Below are 26,180 nucleotides of genomic sequence, written 5' to 3' on the forward strand. Positions count from 1 at the left end.
CAGTCTGATCAGTGACTCACGGGTACGGCGGCACGTGATGCCACAGGAATCGGGCGCCCGTATTGTCAGCTTCCATCAGCCCCTCGGACGCCCGGACAACTCCCGAACACCTACCCGGTGAACAGCTGCGTCGCCTTTTGTACGAGTTCGTAGAGCCCGTAGGCGAGCGGAACCCCCACCCACACCCAGGCGAAGGCGATCAGCCCACGCCGGCGAGGCGGACTGCTACTGCTGTCGCTGGACATCGGCGGCCTCCTTCTCCTGCTGCGCGTTCGACGCCGGGGCGGGAACGTGATGGCGCGGATGGACGGGCCGGACGAGTTCGTTGGCGACGAACCCGATGACGAGCAGCCCGATCATGATGAACAGGGACATGGTGTACAGGGACGATCCGTCCTTGCCGGCCTCCTCCTGCCGGTCGGCGATCCAGTTCACGATCAGCGGCCCGAGGACGCCGGCCGTGGACCAGGCGGTGAGCAGCCGGCCATGGATGGCGCCCACCTGGTAGGTGCCGAAGAGGTCCTTCAGATAGGCGGGGATGGTCGCGAAGCCGCCGCCGTAGAAGGACAGGATCACCAGCGCGCACAGGATGAACAGCGGCTTGGAGGAGTCACCGGCCAGCGCGATGAGCCCGTACATCAGCGCGCCCACCCCCAGGTACACCCGGTAGATGTTCTTGCGTCCGATCAGGTCGGAGGTCGACGACCAGGCGATGCGGCCCGCCATGTTGGCGGCGGACAGCAGGGCGACGAAGCCGGCCGCGGCCGAGGCCGACACCGTTGTCGAGGTGTTCGCGAAGAAGTCCGTGATCATCGGCGCGGCCTTCTCCAGGATGCCGATGCCGGCGGTCACGTTCATGCAGAGCACGATCCACAGACACCAGAACTGCGGGGTGCGCACGGCGCTGCGGGCGGAGACCTGCGGCCCGTCGAAGGCGCCGGGCCCCTCGCCGACGGGCTTCTCGGTGCGCGGCACGCGGACCAGCAGCACGCCGAGCAGCATGAAGACGGCGTACGACAGCCCGTGCACCAGGAACGCCATCGCGATCCCGGAGCTGTCGCTGCCGAACGACTCCAGCATCTGCGCCGACCAGGGCGAGGCGATCAGCGCGCCGCCGCCGAAGCCCATGATGGCGATGCCGGTGGCCATGCCGGGCCGGTCCGGGAACCACTTGATCAGAGTGGAGACCGGCGAGATGTAGCCGATGCCAAGGCCGATGCCGCCGACGAAGCCGTAGCCGAGGACGATCAGCCAGTACTGCTCGGTGGCCGCGCCGAGGGCGGAGAGCAGGAAGCCGGACGAGAAGCAGACCAGGGCGACGGTCATCGCCCAGCGCGGGCCGTTGCGCTCCACCAGCGTGCCGCCGAACGCGGCCGACAGCCCGAGCATGACGATGCCGAGTTGGAAGGGCAGCGCGCTCTGCGTGCCGCTGAGGCCGAGTGCGGATTCGAGCGGGGGCTTGAACACGCTCCACGCGTAGGCCTGGCCGATGGACAGATGGACCGAGAGTGCGGCGGGGGGAACCAGCCAGCGGCTCCATCCCGCGGGTGCGAGCGGTGGACTCATGATCCCGAACGGTAGGGATGACCAAGGAAGTTGAGAAGGCGGCGCGTCGACCGTATGCGGTGAGCGGTATGCAGGGCGCGACGAACGGTCGAACGCCGTGCGCGAACCCTTGCTGACCCCTCATCCATACTGTAGACAATATTCCGTCGACAGGATTCGGCCGCCTTGCGGCCGGTCCGACAACTTCCCAGCCACCTCCGCGGTACTCCCTCGACCGAACGGAGCGTTCCGAAGTGAAAGTCGCAGTCCTCGGCGCCGGTGCCATCGGCGCCTACGTCGGAGCCGCGCTCCATCGCGCCGGCGCCGACGTGCACCTGATCGCCCGTGGACCGCATCTGGCGGCCATGAGGCAGCACGGAGTGCGGGTGCTCAGTCCGCGCGGCGACTTCACCGCCCGCGCCCACGCCACCGACGACCCGGCCCAAGTCGGCCCGGTCGACTACGTCTTCCTGGGCCTGAAGGCCAACTCGTACGCGGCGTGCGGGCCGCTGATCGAGCCCCTTCTGCACGATCGCACCGCGGTCGTGGCCGCCCAGAACGGCATCCCCTGGTGGTACTTCCACCGGCACGGCGGCCCGCACGACGGCCACCGCGTCGAGAGCGTGGACCCCGACGGCGCGGTCAGCGCGGTGCTCGCGCCCGAACGGGCCGTCGGCTGCGTCGTCTACGCCGCGACCGAGCTCGAAGGCCCGGGTGTCGTACGGCACTTGGAAGGCACCCGGTTCTCCATCGGCGAGCCCGACCGCAGTGTGTCCAAGCGCTGCCTGGACCTCAGCGAGGCCATGATCGCCGGTGGCCTGAAATGCCCGGTCGAACCCGACCTGCGCAATGACATCTGGCTCAAGCTGCTCGGCAACATCTCCTTCAACCCGATCAGCGCACTGGCCCGCGCCACCATGCGGCAGATGTGCCTGCACGGCGGCACCCGCAAGGTCATCGAGATCATGATGACCGAGACGCTCACGGTCGCCGAGGCCCTCGGCTGCCGGGTCGGCGTCTCCATCGAGCGCCGGCTCGCGGGCGCCGAGCGGGTCGGCGACCACCGCACCTCCACGCTCCAGGACCTGGAGCGCGGCAAGCCGCTCGAACTCGACGTCCTCCTCGCGGCGGTCGTCGAGCTGGCGGAGATCACCGGCGTCCAGGTGCCCACCCTGCGCACCGTGCACGCCATCTCGGACCTGCTCGCGCTGAGGAGCGCCGCATGAGGAAACGGCAACCGAAGAACTACACCCGGCTGACGCACCCGCTCGTACGGGACTCCCGCGACGAGCCCTTCCGGCAGGCGAGTTGGGAGGAGGCCCTGGACCGCGCCGCCCGCGGCATCGAGCGCAACCGCGGCGCCTTCGGCATGTTCTCCTGCGCCCGCGCCACCAACGAGATGAACTACGTGGCGCAGAAGTTCGCCCGCGTCGTCATGGGCACCAACAACGTCGACTCCTGCAACCGCACCTGCCACGCGCCCAGCGTGGCAGGCCTGTCGGCGGCCTTCGGCTCGGGCGGCGGCACCTCCTCGTACGAGGAGATCGAGCACACCGACGTCATCGTGATGTGGGGCTCCAACGCCCGCTTCGCGCACCCGATCTTCTTCCAGCACGTGCTCAAGGGCATCAGGAACGGCGCCCGCATGTACGCGGTCGATCCGCGCCGCACCTCCACCGCCGAGTGGGCGGAGAGCTGGCTCGGCCTCAACGTCGGCACCGACATCCCGATGGCGCACGCGATCGGCCGCGAGATCATCCACGCGGGCCTGGCGAACGAGGCGTTCATCGAGCGGGCGACCAGCGGCTTCGAGGAGTACCAGGCGCTGGTCGAGCCGTGGACGCCGTCGCTGGCCGAGAAGGTGACGGGCGTGCCGGCCGCCGCCATCAAGGAGCTGGCGCACGCCTACGCCCGCGCCGAGCGCGCCCAGCTCTGCTGGACCCTCGGCATCACCGAGCACCACAACGGCACCGACAACGTCCGCGCGCTGATCAACCTCTCCCTGCTGACCGGCCACGTCGGCCGCTACGGCAGCGGGCTGCAGCCGCTGCGCGGCCAGAACAACGTCCAGGGCGGCGGCGACATGGGCGCGATCCCCAACCGCCTCCCCGGCTTCCAGGACATCCTCGACCCCGACACCCGACTGAAGTTCGAGTCGGCCTGGGACACCGTGATCCAGCCGCACTACGGCCTCAACCTCACCCAGATGTTCGAGGCGATGGAGGAGGGCACGCTCAAGGCCGTCTACTGCATCGGCGAGAACCCGGCGCAGTCGGAGGCGGACAGCGAGCAGGCCGTACGGCGCATGCGGCAGCTCGACTTCCTCGTCGTCCAGGACATCTTCCTGACGAGGACGGCCGAGCTGGCGGACGTCATCCTCCCCGCGACCGCCGGGTGGGCCGAGACCGAGGGCACCACCACCAACAGCGAGCGCCGGGTCCAGCGGGTGCGCCGGGCCGTCACCGCGCCCGGCGAGGCGCGCGAGGACATCGACATCATCTGCGAGCTGGCGGCACTGCTCGGCCACGAGTGGAAGTACACGGACGCCGAAGCCGTGTGGAACGAGCTGCGCTCGGTCTCCCCGGACCACTACGGGATGACGTACGAACGACTGGAGGAGCACCAGGGCATCCAGTGGCCGTGCCCGAGCACCGAACAGCTCGAACCGACCTATCTGCACGGCCGGTTGTGGGAGGCGGACCCGGCGCGGCGCGGCATGCCGGCGCCGTTCGGGATCGTCCAGCACGATCCGCCGGTCGACCTCACCGACGAGGAGTACCCCCTCCGGCTCACCACCGGGCGGCGGCTCGACTCGTACAACACCGGGGTGCAGAGCGGGAGTTTCGCCTCCCCGCTGCGGCGCGGCGAGTACGTCGAGCTCAGCCCGGAGGACGCCGAGCGGTACGGGGTCGTCGTCGGCGAGGAGGTCCAGGTGACCTCGCGGCGCGGTGCGGTGGTGGCGCCGGTGTGGGTCGACACGGCGCTGCGGCCCGGGCTCGCCTTCATGACCATGCACTTTCCCGACGAGGTGGACACCAACCAGCTCACCATCGAGGCGAACTGCCCGATCGCGGGCACGGCGGAGTTCAAGGCGTCGGCGATCCGGATCGAGAAGCTCCCCGTCGCGACCATCGTGAGGTGACGTAAGTGGACCTGCACTTCGGCGACAGCAAGCCGACGGACGACGAACGGGCGGCCGTCGACGCCCTGTTGGGCCCCCCGGAGTCCTCCTGGGAGGGCGCCGCCCGCGATGAGATGCGGGCCGCGGACCTCAGGTGGGCGCGCGGCGGACGCGAGGCCCGGGACCGCCGCGACCTGCTGTTGCCGGGGCTGCACGCCATCAACGACCGGATCGGCTGGATCAGCGAGGGCGCCCTCGACTACCTGTGCCGGCGGCTGACGGTGCCGCCGTCGGAGGCGTACGGCGTCGCCACCTTCTACGCCATGTTCTCGGTCAAGCCGCGTCCGGCGACGGTGCTGCACGTCTGCACCGACCTGGCGTGCGCCGCTGCGGGGGCGTCCGAGCTGTGCGCCGGGATCGAGTCGGCTCTCGGTCCCGGTGTCCATGTCGAGCGCAGCCCCTGTCTGGGCCTGTGCGAACGGGCTCCGGCCGCGCTCGCCATCAAGGCCGGGGATCCGGTGCGTACGGCGGTCTCGGCGCCGGCGACCGTGCACGACGCCGTCCTCGCCGCGAGCGCGCCGGACTCGGCGCCCGAGGAGCCGCCGGCGGCGCTGGCGGTGCCGCAGGCCGGGGACCCGTCGCTGGTGCTGCTGCGCCGGGTCGGTGTCGTGGACCCTTCGAGCCTCGACGACTACCGCGCCCACGGCGGCTACACCGCGCTGCGCCGGGCCTTCGAGCTCGGTCCCGCCGGAGTCATCCGTGAGGTCACCGACTCCGGCCTGGTCGGGCGCGGCGGCGCCGCCTTCCCCACCGGCCGCAAGTGGCAGGCCACGGCGTCCCAGCCCGACCACCCGCACTACCTCGTCTGCAACGCCGACGAATCGGAGCCGGGCACCTTCAAGGACCGCGTGATCATGGAGGGCGACCCGTACGCGCTGATCGAGGCGATGACGATCGCGGCGTATGCGACGGGCGCCCACAAGGGCCATCTGTATCTGCGCGGCGAGTACCCGCGGGCGCTGGCCCGTCTGGAGCACGCCATCGCGCAGGCACGCGCGCGCGGGCTGCTCGGGGACGACGTCCTCGGGCAGGGATACGCCTTCGACATCGAGATCAGGCGAGGTGCGGGGGCGTACATCTGCGGCGAGGAGACGGCCCTGTTCAACTCCATCGAGGGCTACCGGGGCGAGCCGCGCTCGAAGCCGCCGTTCCCGGTGGAGAAGGGGCTGTTCGGCAAGCCGACGGTCGAGAACAACGTCGAGACGCTGGTCAATGTGCTGCCCATCCTGACCATGGGCGCCCCGGCGTACGCGGCGATCGGGACCGAGCGGTCCACCGGGCCGAAGCTGTTCTGCGTGTCCGGCAGTGTGGCGCGGCCCGGGATCTACGAGCTGCCGTTCGGCGCGACGCTGGGCGAACTGCTGGAGCTGGCCGGGGTCCGTAACGGGCTGCGGGCGGTGCTGCTGGGCGGGGCGGCCGGCGGCTTCGTACGGCCGGACGAGCTCGGCATCCCGCTGACCTTCGAGGGCACGCGCGAGGCAGGCACCACGCTCGGCTCGGGTGTGGTCATGGCCTTCGACGACACCGTCCCGCTGCCGCGGCTGCTGCTGCGCATCGCCGAGTTCTTCCGGGACGAGTCCTGCGGGCAGTGCGTGCCGTGCCGGGTCGGGACCGTACGGCAGGAGGAGGCGCTGCACCGGATCGCCGAGCGCACGGGTGCGGCGGCCGCCGATGACATCGCCCTGCTCAGGGAGGTCGGCCGCGCGATGCGGGACGCCTCGATCTGCGGTCTGGGGCAGACCGCGTGGAACGCCGTGGAATCCGCCATCGACCGACTGGGGGCGTACGAATGACCGTGGTACCGCTGGGGATCCCGCGCCGGCTGCTGGAGTTCACGATCGACGGGGAGCCCGTGCGCACGACGGAGGGCGCCACGATCCTGGACGCCTGCCGGGCGGCGGGGAAGGACATCCCGACCCTGTGCGAAGGGGACACGCTCAGGCCGAAGAACGCCTGCCGGGTGTGCGTGGTGGAGGTCGAGGGGTCGCGCACGCTCGTCCCCGCCTGCTCGCGCAAGGCCGAGGCCGGCATGGAGGTGCGGACCGGCACCGAGCGGGCGCGGCACAGCCGGAAGGTCGTGCTGGAGCTGCTGGCGTCGTCGGTGGATCTGTCGACGACACCACGCGTGGCCGAGTGGATCAAGGAGTACGAGGCGAAGCCGGACCGGTTCGGCCCGGACGCGGCGCGGCTCAACGAGGAGCCGAAGATCGACAACGAGCTGTACGTACGGGACTACGACAAGTGCATCCTCTGTTACAAGTGCGTGGACGCATGTGGGGACCAGTGGCAGAACAGCTTCGCGATCTCCGTGGCCGGGCGCGGGTTCGACGCGCGGATCGCGGTGGAGCACGACGCGCCGCTGACCGACTCGGCGTGCGTGTACTGCGGGAACTGCATCGAGGTGTGCCCGACGGGGGCCCTGTCCTTCAAGTCCGAGTTCGACATGCGGGCGGCGGGTACCTGGGACGAGAGCAGGCAGACCGAGACGACGACCGTGTGCGCGTACTGCGGTGTGGGCTGCAATCTCACACTTCACGTGCAGGACAATGAGATCGTCAAGGTCACCTCGCCGCACGACAACCCGGTGACCCACGGCAACCTCTGCATCAAGGGCCGCTTCGGCTACCAGCACGTACAGAACCGGGACTGAGACACGACATGGGACGAGTCACGGAACGACGCAAGGTGATCCGGATCCGGGACGGGGCGGTCTCCACCCGGCCGGACACCCTCGTCGCCGAGGAACCGCTGGAGATCCGGCTGAACGGCAAGCCGCTGGCGATCACGATGCGCACGCCGGGTGACGACTTCGCGCTGGCGGCGGGGTTCCTGGTGAGCGAGGGGGTTCTGGGAGGGGCGCAGGACCTTCAGAACATCGTCTATTGCGCGGGCGCCACGGTGGACGGCTCGAACACCTACAACGTGGTGGACGTGAAGACCGCGCCGGGCGTGACCGTCCCCGACATCACCCTCGAGCGGAACGTGTACACGACGTCGTCCTGTGGCCTGTGCGGCAAGGCGTCACTCGATGCCGTCCGTACGACGGCCCGCTGGCCCATAGCCGACACTCCCCCGGTCCGGGTCGACCCAGAACTGCTCGCGAGCCTCCCCGACCGGCTGCGCGCGGCCCAGCGGGTCTTCGACCGGACCGGGGGCCTGCACGCGGCGGCCCTGTTCACCGAGGACGGTGAGCTGCTGGACATACGGGAGGACGTGGGCCGGCACAACGCGGTCGACAAGCTGGTCGGCCGCGCCCTGCAGAACGGCGACCTGCCGCTGTCCCGGACGCTCCTGCTGGTCTCGGGGCGGGCCAGCTTCGAGCTGGCGCAGAAGGCGGTGATGGCGGGGATCCCGGTGCTCGCGGCGGTCTCGGCGCCGTCCTCGCTGGCGGTGGATCTCGCCGCGGAGACCGGGCTGACGCTGGTGGGCTTCCTGCGCGGCAGCTCCATGAACGTGTACGCGGGCGAACACCGGCTCGCTCTGCGGACCGCGGCCGCCCAGGCCTGACCGGCTCCCCGCGACACGGCGGCGGGGCCCCGACCGGCGGGGAGCGCCCCCTGCGCCGTGCTGGGGCCCCGCTGTTTGATGGTTCGGTCGCCTGCGGGGCGCCACATGCCGGTGTCGAGAGCCCGATCGTGCTCGGCGCTTCGCGCCTCCGCGCGTTCGGGCTCTCGACACCGGCGCGCCCCTCCGGCTCCCTCACGGCCGGCGCGTCGGCCCGGTGGCTGTCGGTGGGCCGTTGCTCGGCGTCGGTGTGGGCTGGTTGGCTGTTCAGCCGGGGGTGAGGGTCAGGTTTGCCGCCTCCACCACCGACCCCAGCCTCGGGAAGTCCAGGCGGACCGACGCGTCGTGTTCCGCCGCCGTGAACGCTGTCATCGCGTCCTGCACGAAGACCAGGTCGTAGCCGAGGTCGCCGGCCGCGCGGGCCGTGGACTCGACGCCCAGGTTGGTGGCGATGCCGCCGAACACCAGGGTGGTGACGCCGCGTTCGCGGAGGCGGTCGTCCAGGCCCGTGCCATGGAAGCCGCCGATGGTCCGCTTCACGATCTCGACGTCGCCGTCCTTCAGCAGTCCTGCCACCAGGCCGCTGCCCGGCGGTTGCTCGGCGACGCCGGGGCGTTCGACGCGGACGAGGACGACGGTGGCGCCGACGGAGCGGAAGGTCGCCGCCAACTCCTCGCAGGTCGCGAGGACTTCGGTTCCCTTACGGGGCTCCAGGGGCAGCGCGACGATGCGGTCCATGAGATCGACTAGCACGAGGGCGGTGCGTGCGGCTTCGAGCACGAGAGGTGCGGTCATGACGGAACGTTATCCGTCATCAGCTCTGCGTACCGGAAATCCGGATCAACAGGTCCATGAATCGGTCGCGTTCAGCGGGCGAGAGGGGTGCGAGGAGTTCGTCGTTGGCCGCTCGGGCCGCCTTCTCGCAGCGCTTGAGCAGACGCGCACCCTCGTCCGTGAGGGAGACGGCGTTCTTGCGGCGGTCGACGGGGTCCGGCTCGCGCACGACGAGACCGGCCGACTGCAGGTCGTTGAGGATCCCGACCAGGTCCTTGGGGTCGAGCCGCACGCTGCGGCCGAGGGTCGCCTGCGCGACGGGGGCGAGGTCGCGGACGGCGGAGAGGACGACGTGGTGCCACATCTTCATACCCTCCGCCGCGAGCGCCTCGGCCACCAGCGCCCGCCCCCGGGCCGCCGCACGGCCGAGCAGCCAACTGGGGAGGGAGCGGATGGCGGGGAGGGGGGCTTCGGACATGGCGGCAGCCTATCGGAATTCATTGGACTCACCAACGATTACTCCGATAGCGTCGGCGACGCTGAAAACGTTGGCCTTCCCAATGACTTCTGGAGGTGCGATGCGCCGCGTCCGCTACGAATCCACCGGCGGCCCCCTGTTCCTGGAGGAGGCCGCCATCCCCGAACCCGGCCCCGGCGAGCTCCTCGTCCGCTGCGAGGCCATCGGCGTGACGCTCCCCGTCGTCCGCAAGGTCACCGAGGCCGCCGAGCCCGTCCCGCTGGGCGGCGAGATCGCCGGCGAGGTCGCGGCCGTCGGCGCCGGGGTCGGCCGGTTCGGTTGCCCTGGTGCGCAGCGGCCTGGTCGCGATCGGAGCCCTGGAGGCCGCCCGGCCCCGGAAGGGGGAGGCGGCGCTGGCCACCGCCGCGGCGAGCGGGGTCGGGCATCTTGCCGTACAGCTTGCGCGGGTGCGGGGCGCGGGGCGGGTCGTGGGTGCCGTGTCCGATGCGGGCAAGGCGGGCTTCGTGCGCTCCTCGGGGTCGACGACGTGGTCCTCTACGGGGAGGGGAGCTGGGGGGGAGCCCGTCGACTACGTCCTCGACGCGGTCGGGGGCGACATGCTGAGCCCCGCCCTCGCGTCGCTCACGCCGGGCGGGCGGCTCGTGGCATACAGTTCGGGCGGCAGGACAATTCAGGCATACGACCTTCTAATAGGCGCCAAGTCCGTCATCGGGTTCCAGATGGCCCGGATCGCTCGCGGCGAGCCGGAGTTGTACGAACGATGGCGGCGGGAGCTGTGGGAGCTGTTCGAGGAGGGGGCCGTGAAGCCCGCCGTACATGGCGAGTTCGCGCTGGAGGAGGCGGCACGGGCGCACGCGGCGATCGAGTCTCGGGGCAACAGAGGGAAAGTGGTACTCCATCCGTGATGTGACACGTGCACGGTTCTTGTGATGTGTGCGATAGCCCAATTAACGTCTGTGATGCGTACTTTGGACGTGGGATGTCCGAATGTTCAGATGCCTGGACGCATGACCAGACGATGAAGGGCGGGCCGCACCATGCCTTCAAGAGTTCGCGCACGTCTCAGAGCTGCCCTCGTCACGGCCGTCGCCCTCTCGGCGACGGCCGCGGCGTTAAGTCCCGCGGAGTCCCAACCGGCCAGGACGGCGCCGGTGTTCGAGCAACAGGTTCTGTTCAGGGCGTCCCAGGACCCCGGGTACGCCTGCTTCCGCATTCCCGCGATCGTGAAGACCAAGGACGGCACGCTGCTGGCGTTCGCCGAGGGGCGGGTGCTCAACTGCGGGGACGCCGCCGACATCGACATCGTGCTCAAGCGGTCCACCGACGGCGGGCGTACGTGGGGGCCGCTCCAGGTCGTCAACGAGGGCGGCGGCGACACGCACGGCAACCCGGCGCCCATCGTGGACCGCGAGAGCGGCCGCATCCTGCTGGCGGAGACGTACAACACGGGGCGTACGGACAGCCGCAGTTGCTCCGTGCCGTGTGATCGCACACCGCATCTGCAGTACAGCGACGACGACGGCCGGACCTGGTCCCGGCCCCGCGATCTGAGCGACTCGATACTGCCCGCGAACTGGAACTCCTGGTACGCCACCGGCCCCGTGCACGGCATCCAGCTCACCAAGGGCAAGCACGCCGGACGTCTGGTCTTCGGCGTCAACACCGAGACCTGGGACGGCAGTCGGGTCACCGCCAACCACGCCGCCCTCATCGTCAGCGACGACGGCGGTGACAACTGGCGGATCGGCGCGACCGACTCCTGGCCCATCTCCGCCGCCGACGGCACCTTCCGGCAGAAGCCGTCCGAGGTGACCCTCACCGAGCGCACGGACGGCACGATCCTCATCAGCGGCCGGGAGCAGGACGGCACCGACCTCGGGCACCGCGCGCAGACGTACAGCAACGACGGCGGCGACAGCTTCACCGAGCCGTTCCGCGACCTCCCGGACCTCTACACGCCCCAGGTGCAGGGCGCCACGCTCCGCCTGGGCAACCGCATCCTGCTGTCCGCCCCGGGCGACCCGGACCGGCGCCGGACGATGATGATCCGCAGCTCCTACGACGGCGGCGCCACCTGGGACAGCGTGGACCGCGGCAAGGTCGTCACCACCGACTGGTCCGGGTACTCCGACATGGTGGACATCGACGCGTCCACGGTGGGGCTGATGTACGAGGGCGGCGCGGTCGACGCGCGGGACGAGATCCGCTTCGCCCGGTTCAACGAGGACTGGCTCGGGCCTCGGCGCGGCCCCGACCCGACCACCCCCGACCTCGCCATCGGCGCACCCCGCGCGACCGTGCTCGGCCGTCCCGAGGTGCGGGACGGCGTGCTCGGCAACGCCCTGGAGTTCGACGGGGACGACGACGCCGTACGGCTGCCGTACCGGACCAGCCTGCCGCTCGGGACCCGTGAGTTCACCGTGTCGCTGTTCTTCCGGTACTCCGCCACCCGAGGTGAGCAGCCGTTCTTGTGGATGGGCGGGATCGGCGGCAGTCAGCCCCAGGTCTGGCTGCGCGGCGAGCCGGACAACGACCGGGTGCGCGGCCTGATCACCACTCGGGAGGGGTTCGGGACCGTGCATACGTCGTCCGTGTGGGCCGGCGGCGCGGCGAACGACGGCCAGTGGCATCACCTCGTCCTGCGGCGCGGCGGCGGGCGGCTGACGCTGTTCCTCGACGGCCGGGCGGTCAGCACCATGGACGTGCCCGGGCCGGTCAGCCGGAACTCGCCGTTCGGCGTGCACGTCGGGCAGCGCATGGACAGCCGGGCCTTCCTCACCGGCGCGATCGACGACGTGCGCGTGTGGAACCGGGCGCTCGGCGACGAGGAGCTCACCGCCGCGGCGGTGCGGGCCGGCGCCGGCAAGAAGGTGAACACCCGCGACACCGTCCTGTGGCTGCCCATGGACCAAGTGGGCTGAGGCCACTAACGTCCCGGGCGTGCCCGACGACGCACAGGGGGTGTTTTGAAAGGCCCGTGCGGTGCCCGCGGTGTTCGGTGCGTGCTCTCGGCGTGCCGGGCGAAGGCCCTCGTAGCGGAGCTACTTGGGCCTTCGCCCGGTGCGGCGAGGGTGCGTGCCGGGCGCCGCGGGTGCTGTGCGGGCCTTTCAAAACACCCCCTGGCACGGCAGCGCACGGGAACCGGTCTGGGACTTCTGCTGGCCCTGGTTCTCGCGGCCGTGCTGCTCACCGCCCTCCCGGACGACGGCGAACGGGAGGGCGGCGGCGCGTGCGTGCCTCGTTCGGTGGCGTCCTGGTCGGCGGACAAGGACCTCACGGGCGAGTTCGCCCGCTATGGCGATGACCCCTCCCGCGCGGACGACTGGACCGGCGGTGACGGCACGCACTCGGTGCGGCTGCCGGACGGCCGGGTGCTGTGGCTGTTCTCGGACACCTACCTGGGCCGGGTGCACGCCCCGCCCAACCCGTTCGGCGAGTCCTACACCTGGCGGGAGGCGTCCGCCCCGCTGGTGCGCAACTCGGCGGTCGTCATGCGCGACGGGCGCCTGGAGCGCACGCTGCCCGCCCCGCTCTTTGCGAACCCCGCCCCGAACCAGTGGCGCTGGCCGGTCGCGGCCCGCGTCGAGCCCCGCTCCCCCGGTTCGTCGGAGCAGGTGCTGCGGGTGCTGCTGTGGGTGCGCACGGCCGGGCAGGCGCCCTGGATCTACGGGGTGCCGACCGCGACCGAGGTCGCCACGCTCTCGCTGCCCGAGCTGCGGGTCGAGTCGGTGGTGAAGGTCCTCGACCAGCAGCTCGTGCCGGACCCGTCGCGGCGGGTGCTGTTCGGCACGACGCTGGTCGAGGAGGACGGCTGGACGTACGTCTTCGGCGGCGACGACGGCCAGGCGACCTCCCGGCCGGTCTCGCACGCGTACGTCGCGCGCGTGCCCGAGGGCGGGCTCGCCGAGCCGGGTGCCTGGCAGTACTGGAACGGGTCGGAGTGGGGGAAGCCCGGTGCCCGGTTGCCTCCGGTGCTGGGGGACGGGCAGCGCACGGGGGTGGGCAGCGCGTTCTCGGTGGCGCGGGTGAGCGGGACGTACGTGCTGTTCACGATGGCCGCCGGCAGCGCGGGGCTGACGACGGTGACCTCGTACTGGGCCTGCTCCCCCGCCGGCCCCTGGCACGGGCCGACGAAGGGCTTCAGCCCGTCGCTGCCGGCGGGCGGCCAGGTCGCCGCCTACAACCCGCAGGTGCACCCCGAGCTGAGCGGCGACGGGCGGCTGGTGCTCAGCTACGACGTCAACTGGCTGGACACCGGCGACGCGGCGGCGCAGCTCAGCCGGAACGTGTCCCTGTACCGACCGCGGTTCGTGACGCTGACGGCGGCGCCGGCACGGTGATCGTCTCCTGGGCGTCGTGGGAGCGGCGCTTGGCGATGACCGCGCACACCATGAGCTGCATCTGGTGGAAGAGCATCAGCGGCAGCACGGCCAGCGAGGCGTGCGCGCCGAACAGGACGCTCGCCATGGGCAGCCCGGCGGCGAGGGACTTCTTCGAGCCGGCGAACTGGATGGCGATGCGGTCCTCGCGGTTGAAGCGCAGCGCCTTGGCGCCGTACCAGGTCAGGGCGAGCATCACGGCCAGCAGCACCGCCTCGACGGCGAGCAGGCCGCCCAGCCGCAGCGGGCTCACCTGGTGCCAGATGCCCTGGACCATGCCCTCGCTGAACGCCGTGTAGACGACCAGCAGGATCGAGCCGCGGTCGACGAGCCCGAGGACCTTCTTGTGCCGGGCGACGAAGCCGCCGATCCAGCGGCGCAGCACCTGCCCGGCGACGAACGGCACCAGCAGTTGCAGCACGATCTTGACGAGCGAGTCGGCGGAGAAGCCGCCCGCGCTGCTGCCGAGCACGGCCGCCGCGAGGAGCGGGGTGATGACGATGCCGACCAGGGAGGAGAAGGAGCCTGCGCAGATCGCCGCGGGCACGTTGCCGCGGGCCATCGAGGTGAAGGCGATCGACGACTGGATGGTCGACGGGACGAGGGTGAGGAACAGCAGGCCCTGGTAGAGCGGGTGGGTCAGGATCACCGGGACGAGGCCGCGCGCCGCCAGGCCCAGCAGCGGGAAGGCGACGAAGGTGCAGGCCAGGACGGTGACATGGAGCCGCCAGTGCTTCAGCCCGTCCAGTGCCTCACGGGTGGACAGCCGGGCGCCGTAGAGGAAGAAGAGGAAGGCGATCGCGGCCGTGGAGGCACCGGACGCCACGTCGGAGGCCGTCCCGCGCGCCGGGAACAGGGCCGCGAGGCCCACGGTCCCGAGCAGCAGCAGGATGTACGGGTCGATGGGCATCCAACGCGGCCATTGCAGGCGTTTCACTGTGCTCCACTACGTCGCTTGCTTCGCTGAACTTCCGGGCTGAACTTCCGGTCGCGGACACGGACGTGCCCTCTCCATCGTCCTCCGGCGGTCAGCGATCGGGAATCCGGCATACCACTCTGACTGTCATCACGTTTCGCGATAACAGCGGGTAGCCTGATCGGCGTGTACGACCCCTCCCACCTCCGTACGTTCCTGGCGGTGGCCCAGACGCTGAGCTTCACGCAGGCCGCCAGACGGCTCGGCCTGCGCCAGTCGACCGTCAGCCAGCACGTGCGGCGCCTGGAGGACGCGACCGGGCGGCCGCTGTTCTCCCGGGACACCCACTCCGTGGAGCTGACCGAGGACGGCGAGGCGATGCTCGGCTTCGCGCGCCGGATCCTGGAGGTGCACGATCAGGCGGCGGCGTTCTTCACCGGCACCCGGCTGCGCGGCCGGCTCCGCTTCGGCGCGTCCGAGGACTTCGTCCTGACCCGGCTGCCGGAGATCCTGGAGGGCTTCCGCTACGACCATCCCGAGGTCGACCTGGAGCTGACGGTCGAGCTGTCCGGCACCCTGCACGAGCAGCTCGCCGCCGGAAAGCTGGATCTGGTGCTGGCCAAGCGGCGTCCGGAGGACCCTCGCGGGGAGCTGGTCTGGCACGACCGGCTGGTGTGGATCGGCGCGGAGCGGCTGCGCCTGGAGCCGGATCGTCCGGTGCCGCTGATCGTCTATCCGCCGCCGGGCATCACCAGGGCGCTGGCCCTGGAGGCGCTGGAGCGGCAGGGGCGCGAGTGGCGGATCGTGTGCACCAGCGGCAGCCTCAACGGGCTGATCGCCGCCGCGCGGGCCGGGCTCGGGGTGATGGCGCACTCACGGGGGCTGATTCCGCCGGGGCTGACGCGGGTGCCGGACCGGTCGGGGCTTCCCGAGTTGGGGCGGGTCGACTTCGTGCTGGTGCACGGGCGGCGGCGTACGGCCGCGCAAGGGGCGGCGGACGCGTTGGCGGCGGCGATTCTGGCGGGCGGGGACCGGTTGCACCGGCGTCAGCCGTGAAGAAGGCCGCAGTGACAGATTCGGCCACCCGGACGCTGACAGAAGAGGCGACGGCACAACACGGATGACATGATCGACGGGGTTCGAGCCGGGCCATCGGGTGTACAGATTCGGTGGAGATTACGGGCCCGAAACTTACTCAACGGTCAGTTTTCTGTCCGACCCTTCCCCATGTGAGCGCATTTTCCTTCACTGACCAGTGCAAACCTGAGCAGCAGTCGATTTTCGGCCCCCTCCCGTCCGAAAGAAGGGTGGGGTAGCTTTCACCGCGCTGTGCGGAGTGTCAGCCTAGGCATTCGGAGCGGGGAGCGGGGTTTGCGCGAGTTCACCAACCCTCCGTTGGCGTTGGCACCGCCGGTGGGCGGCCTGGCCGACGTCGTCTTCCAGCATGCCCAGGAGGACCCGTCGTACGTCGTCCTGGGCCGCAAGGACGAGGACGGGCACTGGCGGGACGTCACCGCCGCCGAGTTCCGTGACGAGGTCCTGACCCTGGCCAAGGGCCTGCTGGCCCGGGGCATCCGGTTCGGCGACCGGGTCGCGATCATGTCCCGCACCCGGTACGAGTGGACGCTCTTCGACTACGCCCTGTGGACGATCGGGGCGCAGGTCGTGCCGATCTACCCCACCTCGTCGGCCGAGCAGTGCTTCTGGATGCTGTACGACGCCGAGTGCTCGGCGGCGATCGTGGAGCACGAGGACCACGCGATGACGATCGCGACCGTCATCGACCGGCTGCCCCGGCTGCACCAGCTCTGGCAGCTCGACGCGAACGCCGTGCTGGAGCTGTACGACGCCGGCGCGCGCCTCGACGACGAGGTGGTCCACCGGCACCGGCAGGCGGTCACGCCGGACTCGGTCGCGACGGTCATCTACACCTCGGGCACCACGGGGCGCCCCAAGGGCTGTGTGATCTCGCACGGCAACTTCATGTACGAGGCGGACACCGTCATCGAGCGCTGGGAGCCGGTGTTCCACTCCAGGAAGGGCGACGAGGCGGCGACCCTGCTGTTCCTGCCGCTCGCGCACGTCTTCGGGCGGATGGTGCAGGTCGCCGCGATCCGCGGCCGGGTCCGCTTCGGGCACCAGCCGCAGATGAACGCCGCCGCGCTGCTGCCGGATCTGGCCGCGTTCAAGCCGACGTTCTTCCTCGGCGTGCCGTACATCTTCGAGAAGGTCTTCAACGCCGCGCGCCGCAAGGCGGAGAAGGAGGGCAGGTCCGAGGCGTTCGAGAAGGCCGTCGAGGTCGCCGTGAAGTACGCGGACGCGACGGAGGCCAAGGCGTGGGGCATCGGCCCCGGCCCGTCGGCGGGCCTGCGCATGCAGCACCAGCTCTTCGACAAGCTGGTCTACTCGAAGATGCGGGCGGCGATGGGCGGCCGCATCCGGCAGGCGATGACCGGTGGCTCGGCCATGGACCGGCGGCTCGGGCTGTTCTTCGCGGGCGCGGGCGTGCACATCTACGAGGGCTACGGCCTCACCGAGACGACGGCGGCCGCGACCGCCAACCCGCCCGAACGCACCCGCTACGGCACGGTCGGACAGCCCATCCCGGGCATGACCGTGCACATCGCGGACGACGGGGAGATCTGGCTGTACGGCGCCAATGTCTTCCAGGGCTACCTCAACAACCCGAAGGCCACCGACCAGGCCCTGCACGACGGCTGGCTGGCCACCGGCGACCTGGGCTCCCTCGACGAGGACGGCTATCTGACGATCACCGGCCGCAAGAAGGAGATCCTGGTCACCTCCGGCGGCAAGAGCGTCTCGCCCGGCCTGCTGGAGGAGCGCGTCCGCGACCATCCCCTGGTCTCCCAGTGCATCGTCGTCGGCAACGACCGCCCCTACATCGCGGCCCTGGTCACGCTCGACCAGGAGGCCGTGGAGCACTGGCTGATGATGCGCGACAAGCCGCAGTTGACCCAGGCCCAGCTCGTGCGTGACGCGGACCTGGAGAACGAGGTGCGGCGGGCGGTCGTCGCCGCCAACACCCTGGTCTCCCAGGCCGAGTCGATCCGCACCTTCCGCATCCTCGCCCAGCCGTTCACCGAGGAGCACGGGCTGCTCACCCCGTCCCTGAAGCTGAAGCGCAAGGCGATCGAGAACGCGTATGCCAACGAGGTGGAGGCGCTGTATCAGGCGTGACGGCAGCGGATTTCTCGGTCAGGAATGCACAACGTCTCGTGATCGTTGACGATATGAGTACCACCTGACGACAACCGTAAGGATCGAGAGCTCGTGAGCAGCAAGGTCCCCCCGATCACCCTCAACAACGGCGTCGAGATGCCCCAGCTCGGCTTCGGCGTCTGGCAGGTGCCGGACGACGAGGCGCAGAAGGCGGTCGGCACCGCGCTGGAGGCCGGGTACCGCAGCATCGACACAGCGGCGATCTACGGCAATGAGGAGGGCACCGGCAAAGCCATCGCCGCCTCCGGTCTCCCCCGCGAGGACATCTTCCTCACCACCAAGCTCTGGAACAGCGACCAGGGTTACGACGCGACGCTGCGCGCCTTCGACGTGTCGCTCGGCAGGCTCGGCCTGGACTACGTCGACCTGTACCTCATCCACTGGCCGCTGCCGTCGCAGGGCAAGTACGTCGACACCTACAAGGCGTTCGAGAAGTTGCACGCCGACGGCCGGATCCGCGCGATCGGCGTCTCGAACTTCCTTCCCGAGCACCTGGAGCACCTCATCGCCGAGACGTCGGTGATCCCGGCGGTCAACCAGATCGAGCTGCACCCGCACCTTCAGCAGCGCGCCTCCCGCGAGTACCACGCCGAGCAGGGCATCGCCACCGAGGCCTGGTCGCCGCTCGGCTCCGGCAAGGGCCTCCTCGAGGTCCCGGCGATCGTCGCCATCGCGCAGAAGCACGGCCGCACCCCGGCGCAGATCGTGCTGCGCTGGCACCTCCAGCTCGGCAACGTCGTGATCCCGAAGTCGGTGACGCCGTCGCGGATCAAGAAGAACATCGAGGTCTTCGACTTCAGCCTGGACGACGAGGACCTGGCCGCGATCAGCGCGCTGAACGAGGACCGGCGGCTCGGCCCGGACCCGGCGACGTTCGGCGCCTGACACCGGCCCGGCAGAGCCGGCCGCTTCGATCCGCCCGCCGCTCGAGCGCTCGAGCGGCGGGCGGACGCGTCAGTCGCCGTGCACGTCGGTGAAGACGACCTCGAACTCCTCCAGTCCGGTCACCGTGACATGCGCCTTGGCCGCGCCCTCGTGCCGGGCCGCCGCCTGGCCCGCGCGGGAGGCCGCGAGCGACGCCTGGTCGACGAAGATCGCCCCGACCAGGCCGCGCCCCCGCTCCCGGTCTACCAGCAGGGACGCCCTGGCGAATCCCGGGAGGGCGTCGAGCCTCGGCACCACCGTCGCCCGGAACGTGTCGGCGAGCAGATCCGTGTCCCTGGGGTCGAACTCCAGCCTGCTCAGCCGCAGTCCGCCACCCGCCTGCGGCTGCCGCGCCTGGTGGAAGACCAGCGCCTCGTAGTTGTCGACCGACAGCGTCCCCATGAACGGCTCCAGCATCGGCACCCGCCGCTCCCGCAGCACCTCGTCGCTGTTGTGCCGGGCCTGCTCCGTCTCCCACCAGCTCGCCGCGAGGAGTTTGCCGAGCGTCCGGTCCACGAAGACGCTCGCTCCGCGATATCCAGGACGGTCCTCCAGCAGATCCCGCCCCTCGGTGTTCATCGCCCTGATGGCCGTGTCGATCTTCGCGGGATCGCCGGTCGAGTAGATGGCGCGTACGAACATGACACCTCCCGGGAATCCGGGCCGACATCCGAAACCTTCGGCATGTCCAGTCTTCTACCGGGCTGATCGCGCCGCAAACAGCAAGGTAAGGAAACTTTCCTGACAGATGCCCGGAGTGGATGTCACTTGGGCCGCACCGCCGTGTACACCGTCTGCGCCGCCAGGACGAACAGGTCGGGCCGGTGGTGGACGCTCGCCTTGTCGTCCGGGTCGAGCAGGCGGTCCAGGGTCGCCCGGTCCTCGGCGTCGAGGCGTTCGCCGACGCCCTCGCGGGTGCGGGCGAGGGAGGCGGCGGCGTAGGCGCGGGCGCGGTCGGTGGTGGGGGCCGGCAGGTCGAGGAGGAAGGTGCGGGTGCCGGTGGGCCTGAGGCCGGCGGCGGTCAACAGCGCGGGCCAGTCCTCGGTCTCGGCGACGGAGCCGGGCAGTTCGGCCCGCATCCGCGCGAACCACTCCGCCTCCAGCACATCGAGCCGCTCCTGCAGCCCGGGCCGCCCGAACCCGATGTCCCGCGGCAGGAACCGCGTGGGCAGCCCGCCCTCCTGCAGGGCCAGTGTGCCGCCGCAGGCGAGGCGGTCCGCGAACGCGGCGAGGGCGGCGCGCTGGTCGCCGAGGTGGTGCAGGCTGCGGCTGGCCCACAGCAGATCGGCGGGGTAGTCCAAGTCGTCGAGGACATCCGGGAGTTCACCGGTGAGGGTGCCGAAGCGGTCGGCGACACCGAGCCGCTCGGCACGCGCCCGGGCCCGCTCCAGGAGGGGTTCGGATCCGTCGACGGCGACGATACGGGCACCGGGGAAGGTGTCGGCGAGCAGACCGGCGACGACACCCGGCCCGCTCCCGGCGTCGACGACCAGCCCCGGCTCGGTCTGCCGCTTGGCGAGCCAGGCCATGGCGTGCTCGTACAGGGGCGTGAACAGCTCCGCCTGCGCCTCCAGGAGCGGAGCCATCTCGGCCCAGTCGATGTCGGCGTGATCGTGGTGGTGACCGGTGTGGTGGTGTCCGGCGTGGTCGTCGTGATGGTGGTGCGCCATGCTCGTCAGCCTCTCCCTCGGATGAGGCCAGCGTGCGCCGACGCACCGTCGCGGGGCCACTGTCGTTGCCGTAACGGCAAAGAGGCGGCAAAAGACGGATGCGGCCCACGGGACAATCCGCCGGGGCCTGGCCCGCGCCCCATACGGGGCGCGGGACCGTATCAACTTGCGCCTCCGCCGCGCGGGCGCGACCAGCCACAGCGGCGGCGCAGCCGCACTCACCGCATCACGACAACGGCGGATACGCGTTCTGCATCAACTGCTGGAACTGCGCCGAGAACCAGTGCCCGGAGATGGGCGCGTTCGGCAGGGCGCCGGACATGTTGTGGCCGTTGCGCGGGTTGCCCTCGTACGTCGGGTCGCACATGCGGTCGAAGCCCTTGCCCTCGTCGTTCGGGATCTCCTGGCTGGACCCGTCGGACTCACCCGGCGGCTTCATCCAGACGTACGCGTCGATCCCGGCCGCCGGGCTGGCCTGCGGGCGCTCGCCGAGGCCGGCGCCGGACTGGTTGCACCAGTTGCCGACGTGGATGCGGCGGTCGTAGCGGCCGCCCTCGACGTACGCGTCGACGTCCGTCATCGGACCGGGTCCGGCGGGCCGGGCGCTGCCGCCCCAGCCGTTGCGGGATGTGTCGATCAGCATGCCGATACCGGAGTTGAAGCCGGTCGTGACCAGCTGCTGGCGGAAGGCCTGCGCGAAGGACAGCTCGTCGGTGTAGCGGTTCCAGTCGACCCACTTCGACTCGCGGACCGACTTGCCGCCGACGGAGTCGTTGATGGTGAAGTTGTTCTCCTTCAGGGCGCTGTAGTTGGCCGTGTTGGTGATGAAGCCGTGCACGTCGTTCACGGTGGCACCCTCGGAGGTGGCGGCCTCCTTCATCACGGCGGCGCTGGGGGCGAAGTTGTCGTCCCAGCCGATCCAGCCGTGGTGCCCGGCGTCGATGTAGTTGTAGACGTTGGCCACGTCACCGAGCTTGTTCAGGGCGTAGCCGACGCCCTTCTGGTAGTTGCCGTTGGCCTTCATCACATCGCACTCCGGGGTGGCCGTGGGCCGGCTTCCGGTGTTGGTGACCAGGTTCGGCAGCGAGTCGATCTCGATGGTGGTGACGATCCGCAGCGCGGCGTACTTCGGGTCGGCGAGGATCGCGGCGATCGGGTCGATGTACTCGGTCTTGTACCGGCCGAGCTCCGTGGGGCCGAGCTCGCCGTTGGAGGCGAGGGCGGCGCAGTCACGGCCCGGCAGGTTGTAGATGACCAGCTGAACGACGAGTTCGTCGGAGCCCTTCTGCGTCAGGGCCTCGTCGAGGTGGTCGCGCAGCCCCATGCCGCCGTTGACGCCGTTGATGGCGGCGATCCGGTCGAGCCAGACGCCGGTGGGCTGGTTGGCGATCCGGCTGCCGCCCGGCTCGGCGGCGGCCTTCTCGGACCACTCCGGGTTCACGTACACCTTGGCGCCGGAGTACGGGTTGTCGACCTTGGGGCCGGTCGGGTCGGGGTCCGGCGGATCCGTGGGGCCGCCGCTGCCGTCGTCGACGTTGCAGGTCACGCCGTCGAGGGCGAAGGTGGCGGGGATGGCGTTGCTGCCGCTGTAGGAGCCCTGGAAGCCGAAGCTGACCGAACCGCCCGTCGAGAGCGTCCCGTTGTACGTCTCGTTGGTGGCCGTGACGTCGGCGCCGCTCTGGCTGATCCTCGCGTTCCAGCCGCTGGTGACCTTCTGGTTTCCGCCGTACGACCACTTCACCGACCAGTTCGACTTGGCGGCGCCCTGGTTGGTGACCGTGACGGCCGCGGTGAAACCGGTGTCCCACTGGTTCTGCACCGTGTAGTCGACGGTGCAGGGCACGGCGGCCGTGCCGATTCCGCCGGGGTCCGCGGCGAGCGCGGTCCCCGAGGCCCCGGCGACCAGCGCCAGGGCGGCGAGCATCGCTGTTCTGGTACGACTCATGAGTGCGGGTTTCCTTCTCGGTTGCGGGTGTTGTCCTGGGGAGCGCAGGTGATCGCGCAGCCCGATGCCGTACGACGTGAGGGCTGCGTCGTAGTCGGAGATCAGGGATGACCCGAAGGAGCAGTCGTCGAACCACTTCGTGACCGGAGCGGGCGTGGAGTGCCGGCAGCTCTCGGCGAGGGTGACCGTGCGGTGACGGCTAAAAGTACTGAACGCGGGGGGTGTCGCATGAGCGACTCCTTGCAGATCAGCGCGCCGGGACGGACGCGTCGACTGATGGAATCGCTCCCACTGGTGCCATTGAAGCTAGCGCCAAGTGACGGTAAAGGACAGGGGAGTTACTGACTTTTGCTCAACTGAACTCATCGAATCTTTTCGACTCTTCAAGCACCTTGACCCCTTGCAGCCCCGTCCTCACTATGGGAGCGCTCCCACTGGTTCAAGCCTTGACTTCTCCGAGCCGCAAGGAGGAACCAGCACGTGCATCCCCCACGCAGACGCAGAGCCGTACGACGGTTCTGGACAGCCGTCGTCGCGGCCCTGGCGCTCCCCTTGACGATGCTGAGCACGGGTTCGACTCCCGCTCAGGCGGCGGCGGTTCAGTGCAGCGTCGACTACAAGACCAATGACTGGGGCTCCGGCTTCACCGCGGATCTGACGATCACCAACCGCGGTACGGACGCCATCGACGGCTGGACCCTGACCTACAGCTACGCGGGCAACCAGAAGCTCGGCAACGGCTGGAACGGCACCTGGTCGCAGTCCGGCCAGGCGATCACGGTCAAGGACGCCGGCCACAACGGCCGGATCGCCGCCGGAGCCGCGGTCACCACCGGTGCGCAGTTCACCTACAGCGGCAGCAACGCCGCCCCGACGAACTTCGCGCTCAACGGCACGAGTTGCACCGGCGCCCACCAACCCCCCATCACCGTGCTGACCAGCCCGGCGGCGGGCGCCGTCTACTCACAGGGCGACGCCGTCCCGCTCGCGGCCACGGCCGCCGCCGCGGACAACGCCACCATCAGCAAGGTCGAGTTCTACGACGACACCACGCTGCTGGGCACGGACACGACGGCACCGTACTCGCTCTCGGTCTCCAGCTTGACCGTGGGCAGTCATTCGCTGCTCGCGAAGGCGTACGACAGCCTGGGCGCGTCGGCGGAGTCCACGCCGGTCGGCATCACGGTCGCCTCGGGTCCCGCCGTGGTGGCCACACCGGCCCAGCTCCCGGTCCAGCAGGGCAGGACGGCGACGTACGACATCAAGCTGTCGACCCGGCCGTCGGCCGACGTCACCGTCACCACCGCCCGCACGAGCGGCAACTCGGGCCTGTCGGTGACCGGCGGCGCCTCGCTCACCTTCACACCCTCGAACTGGAACACCGCGCAGAAGGTGACCATCACGGCCGACTCCTCCGGCACCGGTTCGGCGACCTTCGAGTCGACGGCCACCGGGCACGCGAAGGCCACGGTCACCGCCACCCAGATCGCGGCGACGAAGGCGTACGACGCGCGTTTCCTGGAGCTGTACGGCAAGATCACCGACCCGGCGAACGGCTACTTCTCGCCCGAGGGCATCCCGTACCACTCGGTCGAGACGCTGATCGTCGAGGCGCCGGACCACGGCCACGAGACCACGTCGGAGGCCTACAGCTACCTTCTCTGGCTGCAGGCGATGTACGGCAAGGTCACGGGCGACTGGTCCAAGTTCAACGGCGCCTGGGAGATCATGGAGAAGTACATGATCCCGACCCGAGCCGACCAGCCGACCAACTCCTTCTACAACGCCTCGAAGCCGGCGACCTACGCGCCCGAGCTGGACACCCCGAACGAGTACCCGGCGAAGCTGGACACCGGGGTCTCGGTCGGCTCGGACCCGATCGCGGGCGAGCTGAAGAGCGCGTACGGCACGGACGACATCTACGGCATGCACTGGCTGCAGGACGTCGACAACACCTATGGCTACGGCAACTCGCCGGGCAAGTGCGAGGCCGGGCCGGCGGACACCGGACCGTCGTACATCAACACCTTCCAGCGCGGAGCGCAGGAGTCGGTGTGGGAGACGGTGCCGCAGCCGACCTGCGACCAGTTCAAGTACGGCGGCCCGAACGGCTACCTGGACCTGTTCACCGGTGACGCCTCCTACGCCAAGCAGTGGAAGTTCACCAACGCCCCCGACGCCGACGCCCGTGCGGTGCAGGCCGCCTACTGGGCCGACAAGTGGGCCGACGAGCAGGGCAAGGGCGGGGACATCTCCGCGACCGTGGCCAAGGCCGCGAAGATGGGCGACTACCTGCGGTACGCCATGTACGACAAGTACTTCAAGAAGGTCGGCAACTGTGTCGGGGCCTCCTCCTGCCCGGCCGGCACCGGCAAGGACGCCTCGCACTATCTCCTCTCCTGGTACTACGCCTGGGGCGGTGCCACCGACACCTCGGCGGGCTGGGCCTGGCGCATCGGCTCCAGCCATGCGCACGGCGGTTACCAGAACCCGATGGCGGCCTACGCGCTCAGCTCGTACGCCGATCTGAAGCCCAAGTCGGCGACGGGGCAGGCGGACTGGGCCAAGTCGCTGGAGCGGCAGATCGAGTTCTACCGCTGGCTGCAGTCCAGCGAGGGCGCGATCGCCGGCGGTGCGACCAACAGCTGGGCGGGCCGGTACGCGACGCCGCCCACCGGCAAGTCGACCTTCTACGGGATGTACTACGACCAGCAGCCGGTCTACCACGACCCGCCGTCCAACCAGTGGTTCGGCTTCCAGGCGTGGTCGATGGAGCGGGTGGCCGAGTACTACCAGCAGACGGGGAACGCGGCCGCGCAGGCCGTCCTCGACAAGTGGGTCGACTGGGCGCTGTCCGAGACGACCGTCAATCCGGACGGGACGTACCGGATCCCGGCGACGCTCCAGTGGTCGGGGCAGCCCGACACCTGGAACCCGTCGAGTCCGGGCGCGAACAACGGGCTTCATGTCTCCGTCGCCGACTACACCAATGACGTCGGTGTGGCGGCCGCGTACGCCAAGACCCTGACGTACTACGCGGACCGCTCCGGGGACACGGAGGCGGCGGCTGTCGCCAAGGCGCTCCTCGACGGCATGTGGGACAACCACCAGGACGCCCTCGGCATCGCCGTGCCGGAGACGCGGGCCGACTACAACCGCTTCGACGACGCGATCTACATCCCGAGTGGCTGGACCGGCACCATGCCGAACGGCGACGCGATCAACTCGTCGTCGACCTTCGACTCGATCCGGTCGTTCTACGAGGACGATCCGGCGTGGTCGAAGATCGAGGCGTATCTCGCGGGTGGTGCGGCGCCGTCGTTCACGTATCACCGGTTCTGGGCCCAGGCGGACATTGCCTTGGCCATGGGTTCGTACGCGGAGCTTCTCGAATAGTCCCCGCCGGGCGCTCCGCGGGTTGGGCCGTGTTCGACTGCGGGTGTGTGGGGGCTGGTCGCGCAGTTCCCCGCGCCCCTTAAGGGGCGCTCCCGTGCATGGCCTCTCCTCGGAACCGCTTGAAGGCTTCGCGTGCGTGGTCTCGTCACCGGACGGCGAGGCCGAACTGCCGGGCGGCCCCCTCCCGCACTGGGGGTCGCCCGGTCGTCGCGCGTTCCTCTCTCTGGA

General features: G+C 70.2%; 20 protein-coding genes. 12 read left to right on the top strand and 8 right to left on the bottom strand.

What is annotated here, in order from left to right; all coding sequences use genetic code 11:
- Positions 1-110: 110 nt before the first annotated feature.
- Together ACP4J3_RS20965 and ACP4J3_RS20970 are read right to left on the bottom strand one after the other, a co-directional pair.
- The gene (locus ACP4J3_RS20965) at positions 111-245 is read right to left on the bottom strand and encodes an MFS transporter small subunit (protein ID WP_426536595.1); all 135 of its coding nucleotides are present in this window, start codon (positions 243-245) and stop codon (positions 111-113) included.
- Positions 226-1,566 carry an OFA family MFS transporter gene (locus tag ACP4J3_RS20970; RefSeq protein ID WP_426536597.1) on the bottom strand — a complete coding sequence of 447 codons (1,341 nt, stop codon included), beginning with the start codon at positions 1,564-1,566 and terminating at the stop codon, positions 226-228. Before ACP4J3_RS20970 ends, ACP4J3_RS20965 begins: the two co-directional genes overlap by 20 nt.
- A 233-nt stretch (positions 1,567-1,799) precedes the next feature.
- Between ACP4J3_RS20970 and ACP4J3_RS20975 the strand changes: the two genes are divergently transcribed.
- The 5 genes from ACP4J3_RS20975 to fdhD are packed head-to-tail and all read left to right on the top strand — an operon-like array spanning position 1,800 to position 8,233.
- Positions 1,800-2,771, top strand: coding sequence for a 2-dehydropantoate 2-reductase (locus tag ACP4J3_RS20975; protein ID WP_426536599.1), 972 nt, complete (start codon positions 1,800-1,802; stop codon positions 2,769-2,771).
- Positions 2,768-4,687, top strand: a complete 1,920-nt coding sequence (locus ACP4J3_RS20980) for a molybdopterin oxidoreductase family protein (RefSeq protein ID WP_426536601.1) — start codon at positions 2,768-2,770, stop codon at positions 4,685-4,687. The genes ACP4J3_RS20975 and ACP4J3_RS20980 overlap by 4 nt, the downstream gene beginning before the upstream one ends.
- A gap of 5 nt (positions 4,688-4,692) precedes the next feature.
- Complete coding sequence (locus ACP4J3_RS20985) at positions 4,693-6,519, top strand: NADH-ubiquinone oxidoreductase-F iron-sulfur binding region domain-containing protein (protein WP_426536603.1); 1,827 nt, start codon at positions 4,693-4,695, stop codon at positions 6,517-6,519.
- Positions 6,516-7,376, top strand: a complete 861-nt coding sequence (locus tag ACP4J3_RS20990; protein WP_426536605.1) for a 2Fe-2S iron-sulfur cluster-binding protein — start codon at positions 6,516-6,518, stop codon at positions 7,374-7,376. The genes ACP4J3_RS20985 and ACP4J3_RS20990 overlap by 4 nt, the downstream gene beginning before the upstream one ends.
- Before the next feature lie 8 nt (positions 7,377-7,384).
- On the top strand, positions 7,385-8,233 hold the full coding sequence (gene fdhD / locus ACP4J3_RS20995) for a formate dehydrogenase accessory sulfurtransferase FdhD (RefSeq protein WP_426536607.1): 849 nt from the start codon (positions 7,385-7,387) through the stop codon (positions 8,231-8,233).
- Between the two features lie 264 nt (positions 8,234-8,497).
- Here fdhD and ACP4J3_RS21000 read toward each other — a convergent pair whose 3' ends face one another.
- Together ACP4J3_RS21000 and ACP4J3_RS21005 are read right to left on the bottom strand one after the other, a co-directional pair.
- Positions 8,498-9,025: an isochorismatase family protein gene (locus tag ACP4J3_RS21000; RefSeq protein ID WP_426536609.1), complete on the bottom strand. Its 528-nt coding sequence runs from the start codon at positions 9,023-9,025 to the stop codon at positions 8,498-8,500.
- 19 nt (positions 9,026-9,044) lie between these two features.
- A complete protein-coding gene (locus ACP4J3_RS21005) occupies positions 9,045-9,482 on the bottom strand; it encodes a MarR family winged helix-turn-helix transcriptional regulator (protein ID WP_426536611.1) in 438 nt (145 codons plus the stop codon).
- A 326-nt stretch (positions 9,483-9,808) separates the two neighbouring features.
- Here ACP4J3_RS21005 and ACP4J3_RS21010 point away from each other — a divergent pair, with 326 nt between their 5' ends.
- The 3 genes from ACP4J3_RS21010 to ACP4J3_RS21020 all read left to right on the top strand — a co-directional run bounded on the left by ACP4J3_RS21010 (position 9,809) and on the right by ACP4J3_RS21020 (position 13,822).
- Positions 9,809-10,387, top strand: coding sequence for a zinc-binding dehydrogenase (locus ACP4J3_RS21010; protein ID WP_426536613.1), 579 nt, complete (start codon positions 9,809-9,811; stop codon positions 10,385-10,387).
- A 132-nt stretch (positions 10,388-10,519) separates the two neighbouring features.
- A complete protein-coding gene (locus ACP4J3_RS21015) occupies positions 10,520-12,403 on the top strand; it encodes an exo-alpha-sialidase (RefSeq protein WP_426536615.1) in 1,884 nt (627 codons plus the stop codon).
- 258 nt (positions 12,404-12,661) lie between these two features.
- Positions 12,662-13,822 carry a DUF4185 domain-containing protein gene (locus tag ACP4J3_RS21020; protein ID WP_426536617.1) on the top strand — a complete coding sequence of 387 codons (1,161 nt, stop codon included), beginning with the start codon at positions 12,662-12,664 and terminating at the stop codon, positions 13,820-13,822.
- Here ACP4J3_RS21020 and ACP4J3_RS21025 read toward each other — a convergent pair.
- On the bottom strand, positions 13,758-14,771 hold the full coding sequence (locus ACP4J3_RS21025; RefSeq protein ID WP_426536619.1) for a bile acid:sodium symporter family protein: 1,014 nt from the start codon (positions 14,769-14,771) through the stop codon (positions 13,758-13,760). The genes ACP4J3_RS21020 and ACP4J3_RS21025 overlap by 65 nt on opposite strands.
- 192 nt (positions 14,772-14,963) lie before the next feature.
- Here ACP4J3_RS21025 and ACP4J3_RS21030 point away from each other — a divergent pair, with 192 nt between their 5' ends.
- From ACP4J3_RS21030 to ACP4J3_RS21040, 3 genes are all read left to right on the top strand, one after another.
- Positions 14,964-15,833: a LysR substrate-binding domain-containing protein gene (locus tag ACP4J3_RS21030; protein ID WP_426536621.1), complete on the top strand. Its 870-nt coding sequence runs from the start codon at positions 14,964-14,966 to the stop codon at positions 15,831-15,833.
- Between the two features lie 315 nt (positions 15,834-16,148).
- Positions 16,149-17,975: an AMP-dependent synthetase/ligase gene (locus ACP4J3_RS21035; protein WP_426536623.1), complete on the top strand. Its 1,827-nt coding sequence runs from the start codon at positions 16,149-16,151 to the stop codon at positions 17,973-17,975.
- A 93-nt stretch (positions 17,976-18,068) separates the two neighbouring features.
- Positions 18,069-18,902 carry an aldo/keto reductase gene (locus ACP4J3_RS21040; RefSeq protein ID WP_426536625.1) on the top strand — a complete coding sequence of 278 codons (834 nt, stop codon included), beginning with the start codon at positions 18,069-18,071 and terminating at the stop codon, positions 18,900-18,902.
- 69 nt (positions 18,903-18,971) lie between these two features.
- Here the strand turns inward: ACP4J3_RS21040 and ACP4J3_RS21045 are convergent, their stop codons facing one another.
- The 3 genes from ACP4J3_RS21045 to ACP4J3_RS21055 form a co-directional block, all read right to left on the bottom strand.
- A complete protein-coding gene (locus tag ACP4J3_RS21045) occupies positions 18,972-19,583 on the bottom strand; it encodes a hypothetical protein (RefSeq protein WP_426536627.1) in 612 nt (203 codons plus the stop codon).
- A gap of 122 nt (positions 19,584-19,705) precedes the next feature.
- Positions 19,706-20,611 carry a class I SAM-dependent methyltransferase gene (locus tag ACP4J3_RS21050; protein ID WP_426536629.1) on the bottom strand — a complete coding sequence of 302 codons (906 nt, stop codon included), beginning with the start codon at positions 20,609-20,611 and terminating at the stop codon, positions 19,706-19,708.
- A gap of 226 nt (positions 20,612-20,837) precedes the next feature.
- Complete coding sequence (locus tag ACP4J3_RS21055; protein WP_426536631.1) at positions 20,838-22,556, bottom strand: glycoside hydrolase family 6 protein; 1,719 nt, start codon at positions 22,554-22,556, stop codon at positions 20,838-20,840.
- A gap of 480 nt (positions 22,557-23,036) precedes the next feature.
- On the opposite strand from ACP4J3_RS21055, the gene ACP4J3_RS21060 reads away from it, so the two are divergent.
- On the top strand, positions 23,037-25,952 hold the full coding sequence (locus ACP4J3_RS21060) for a glycoside hydrolase family 48 protein (RefSeq protein ID WP_426536633.1): 2,916 nt from the start codon (positions 23,037-23,039) through the stop codon (positions 25,950-25,952).
- The last annotated feature ends 228 nt before the right edge of the window (positions 25,953-26,180 follow it).

Source organism: Streptomyces sp. UG1, assembly GCF_049974585.1.
Classification (GTDB): domain Bacteria; phylum Actinomycetota; class Actinomycetes; order Streptomycetales; family Streptomycetaceae; genus Streptomyces.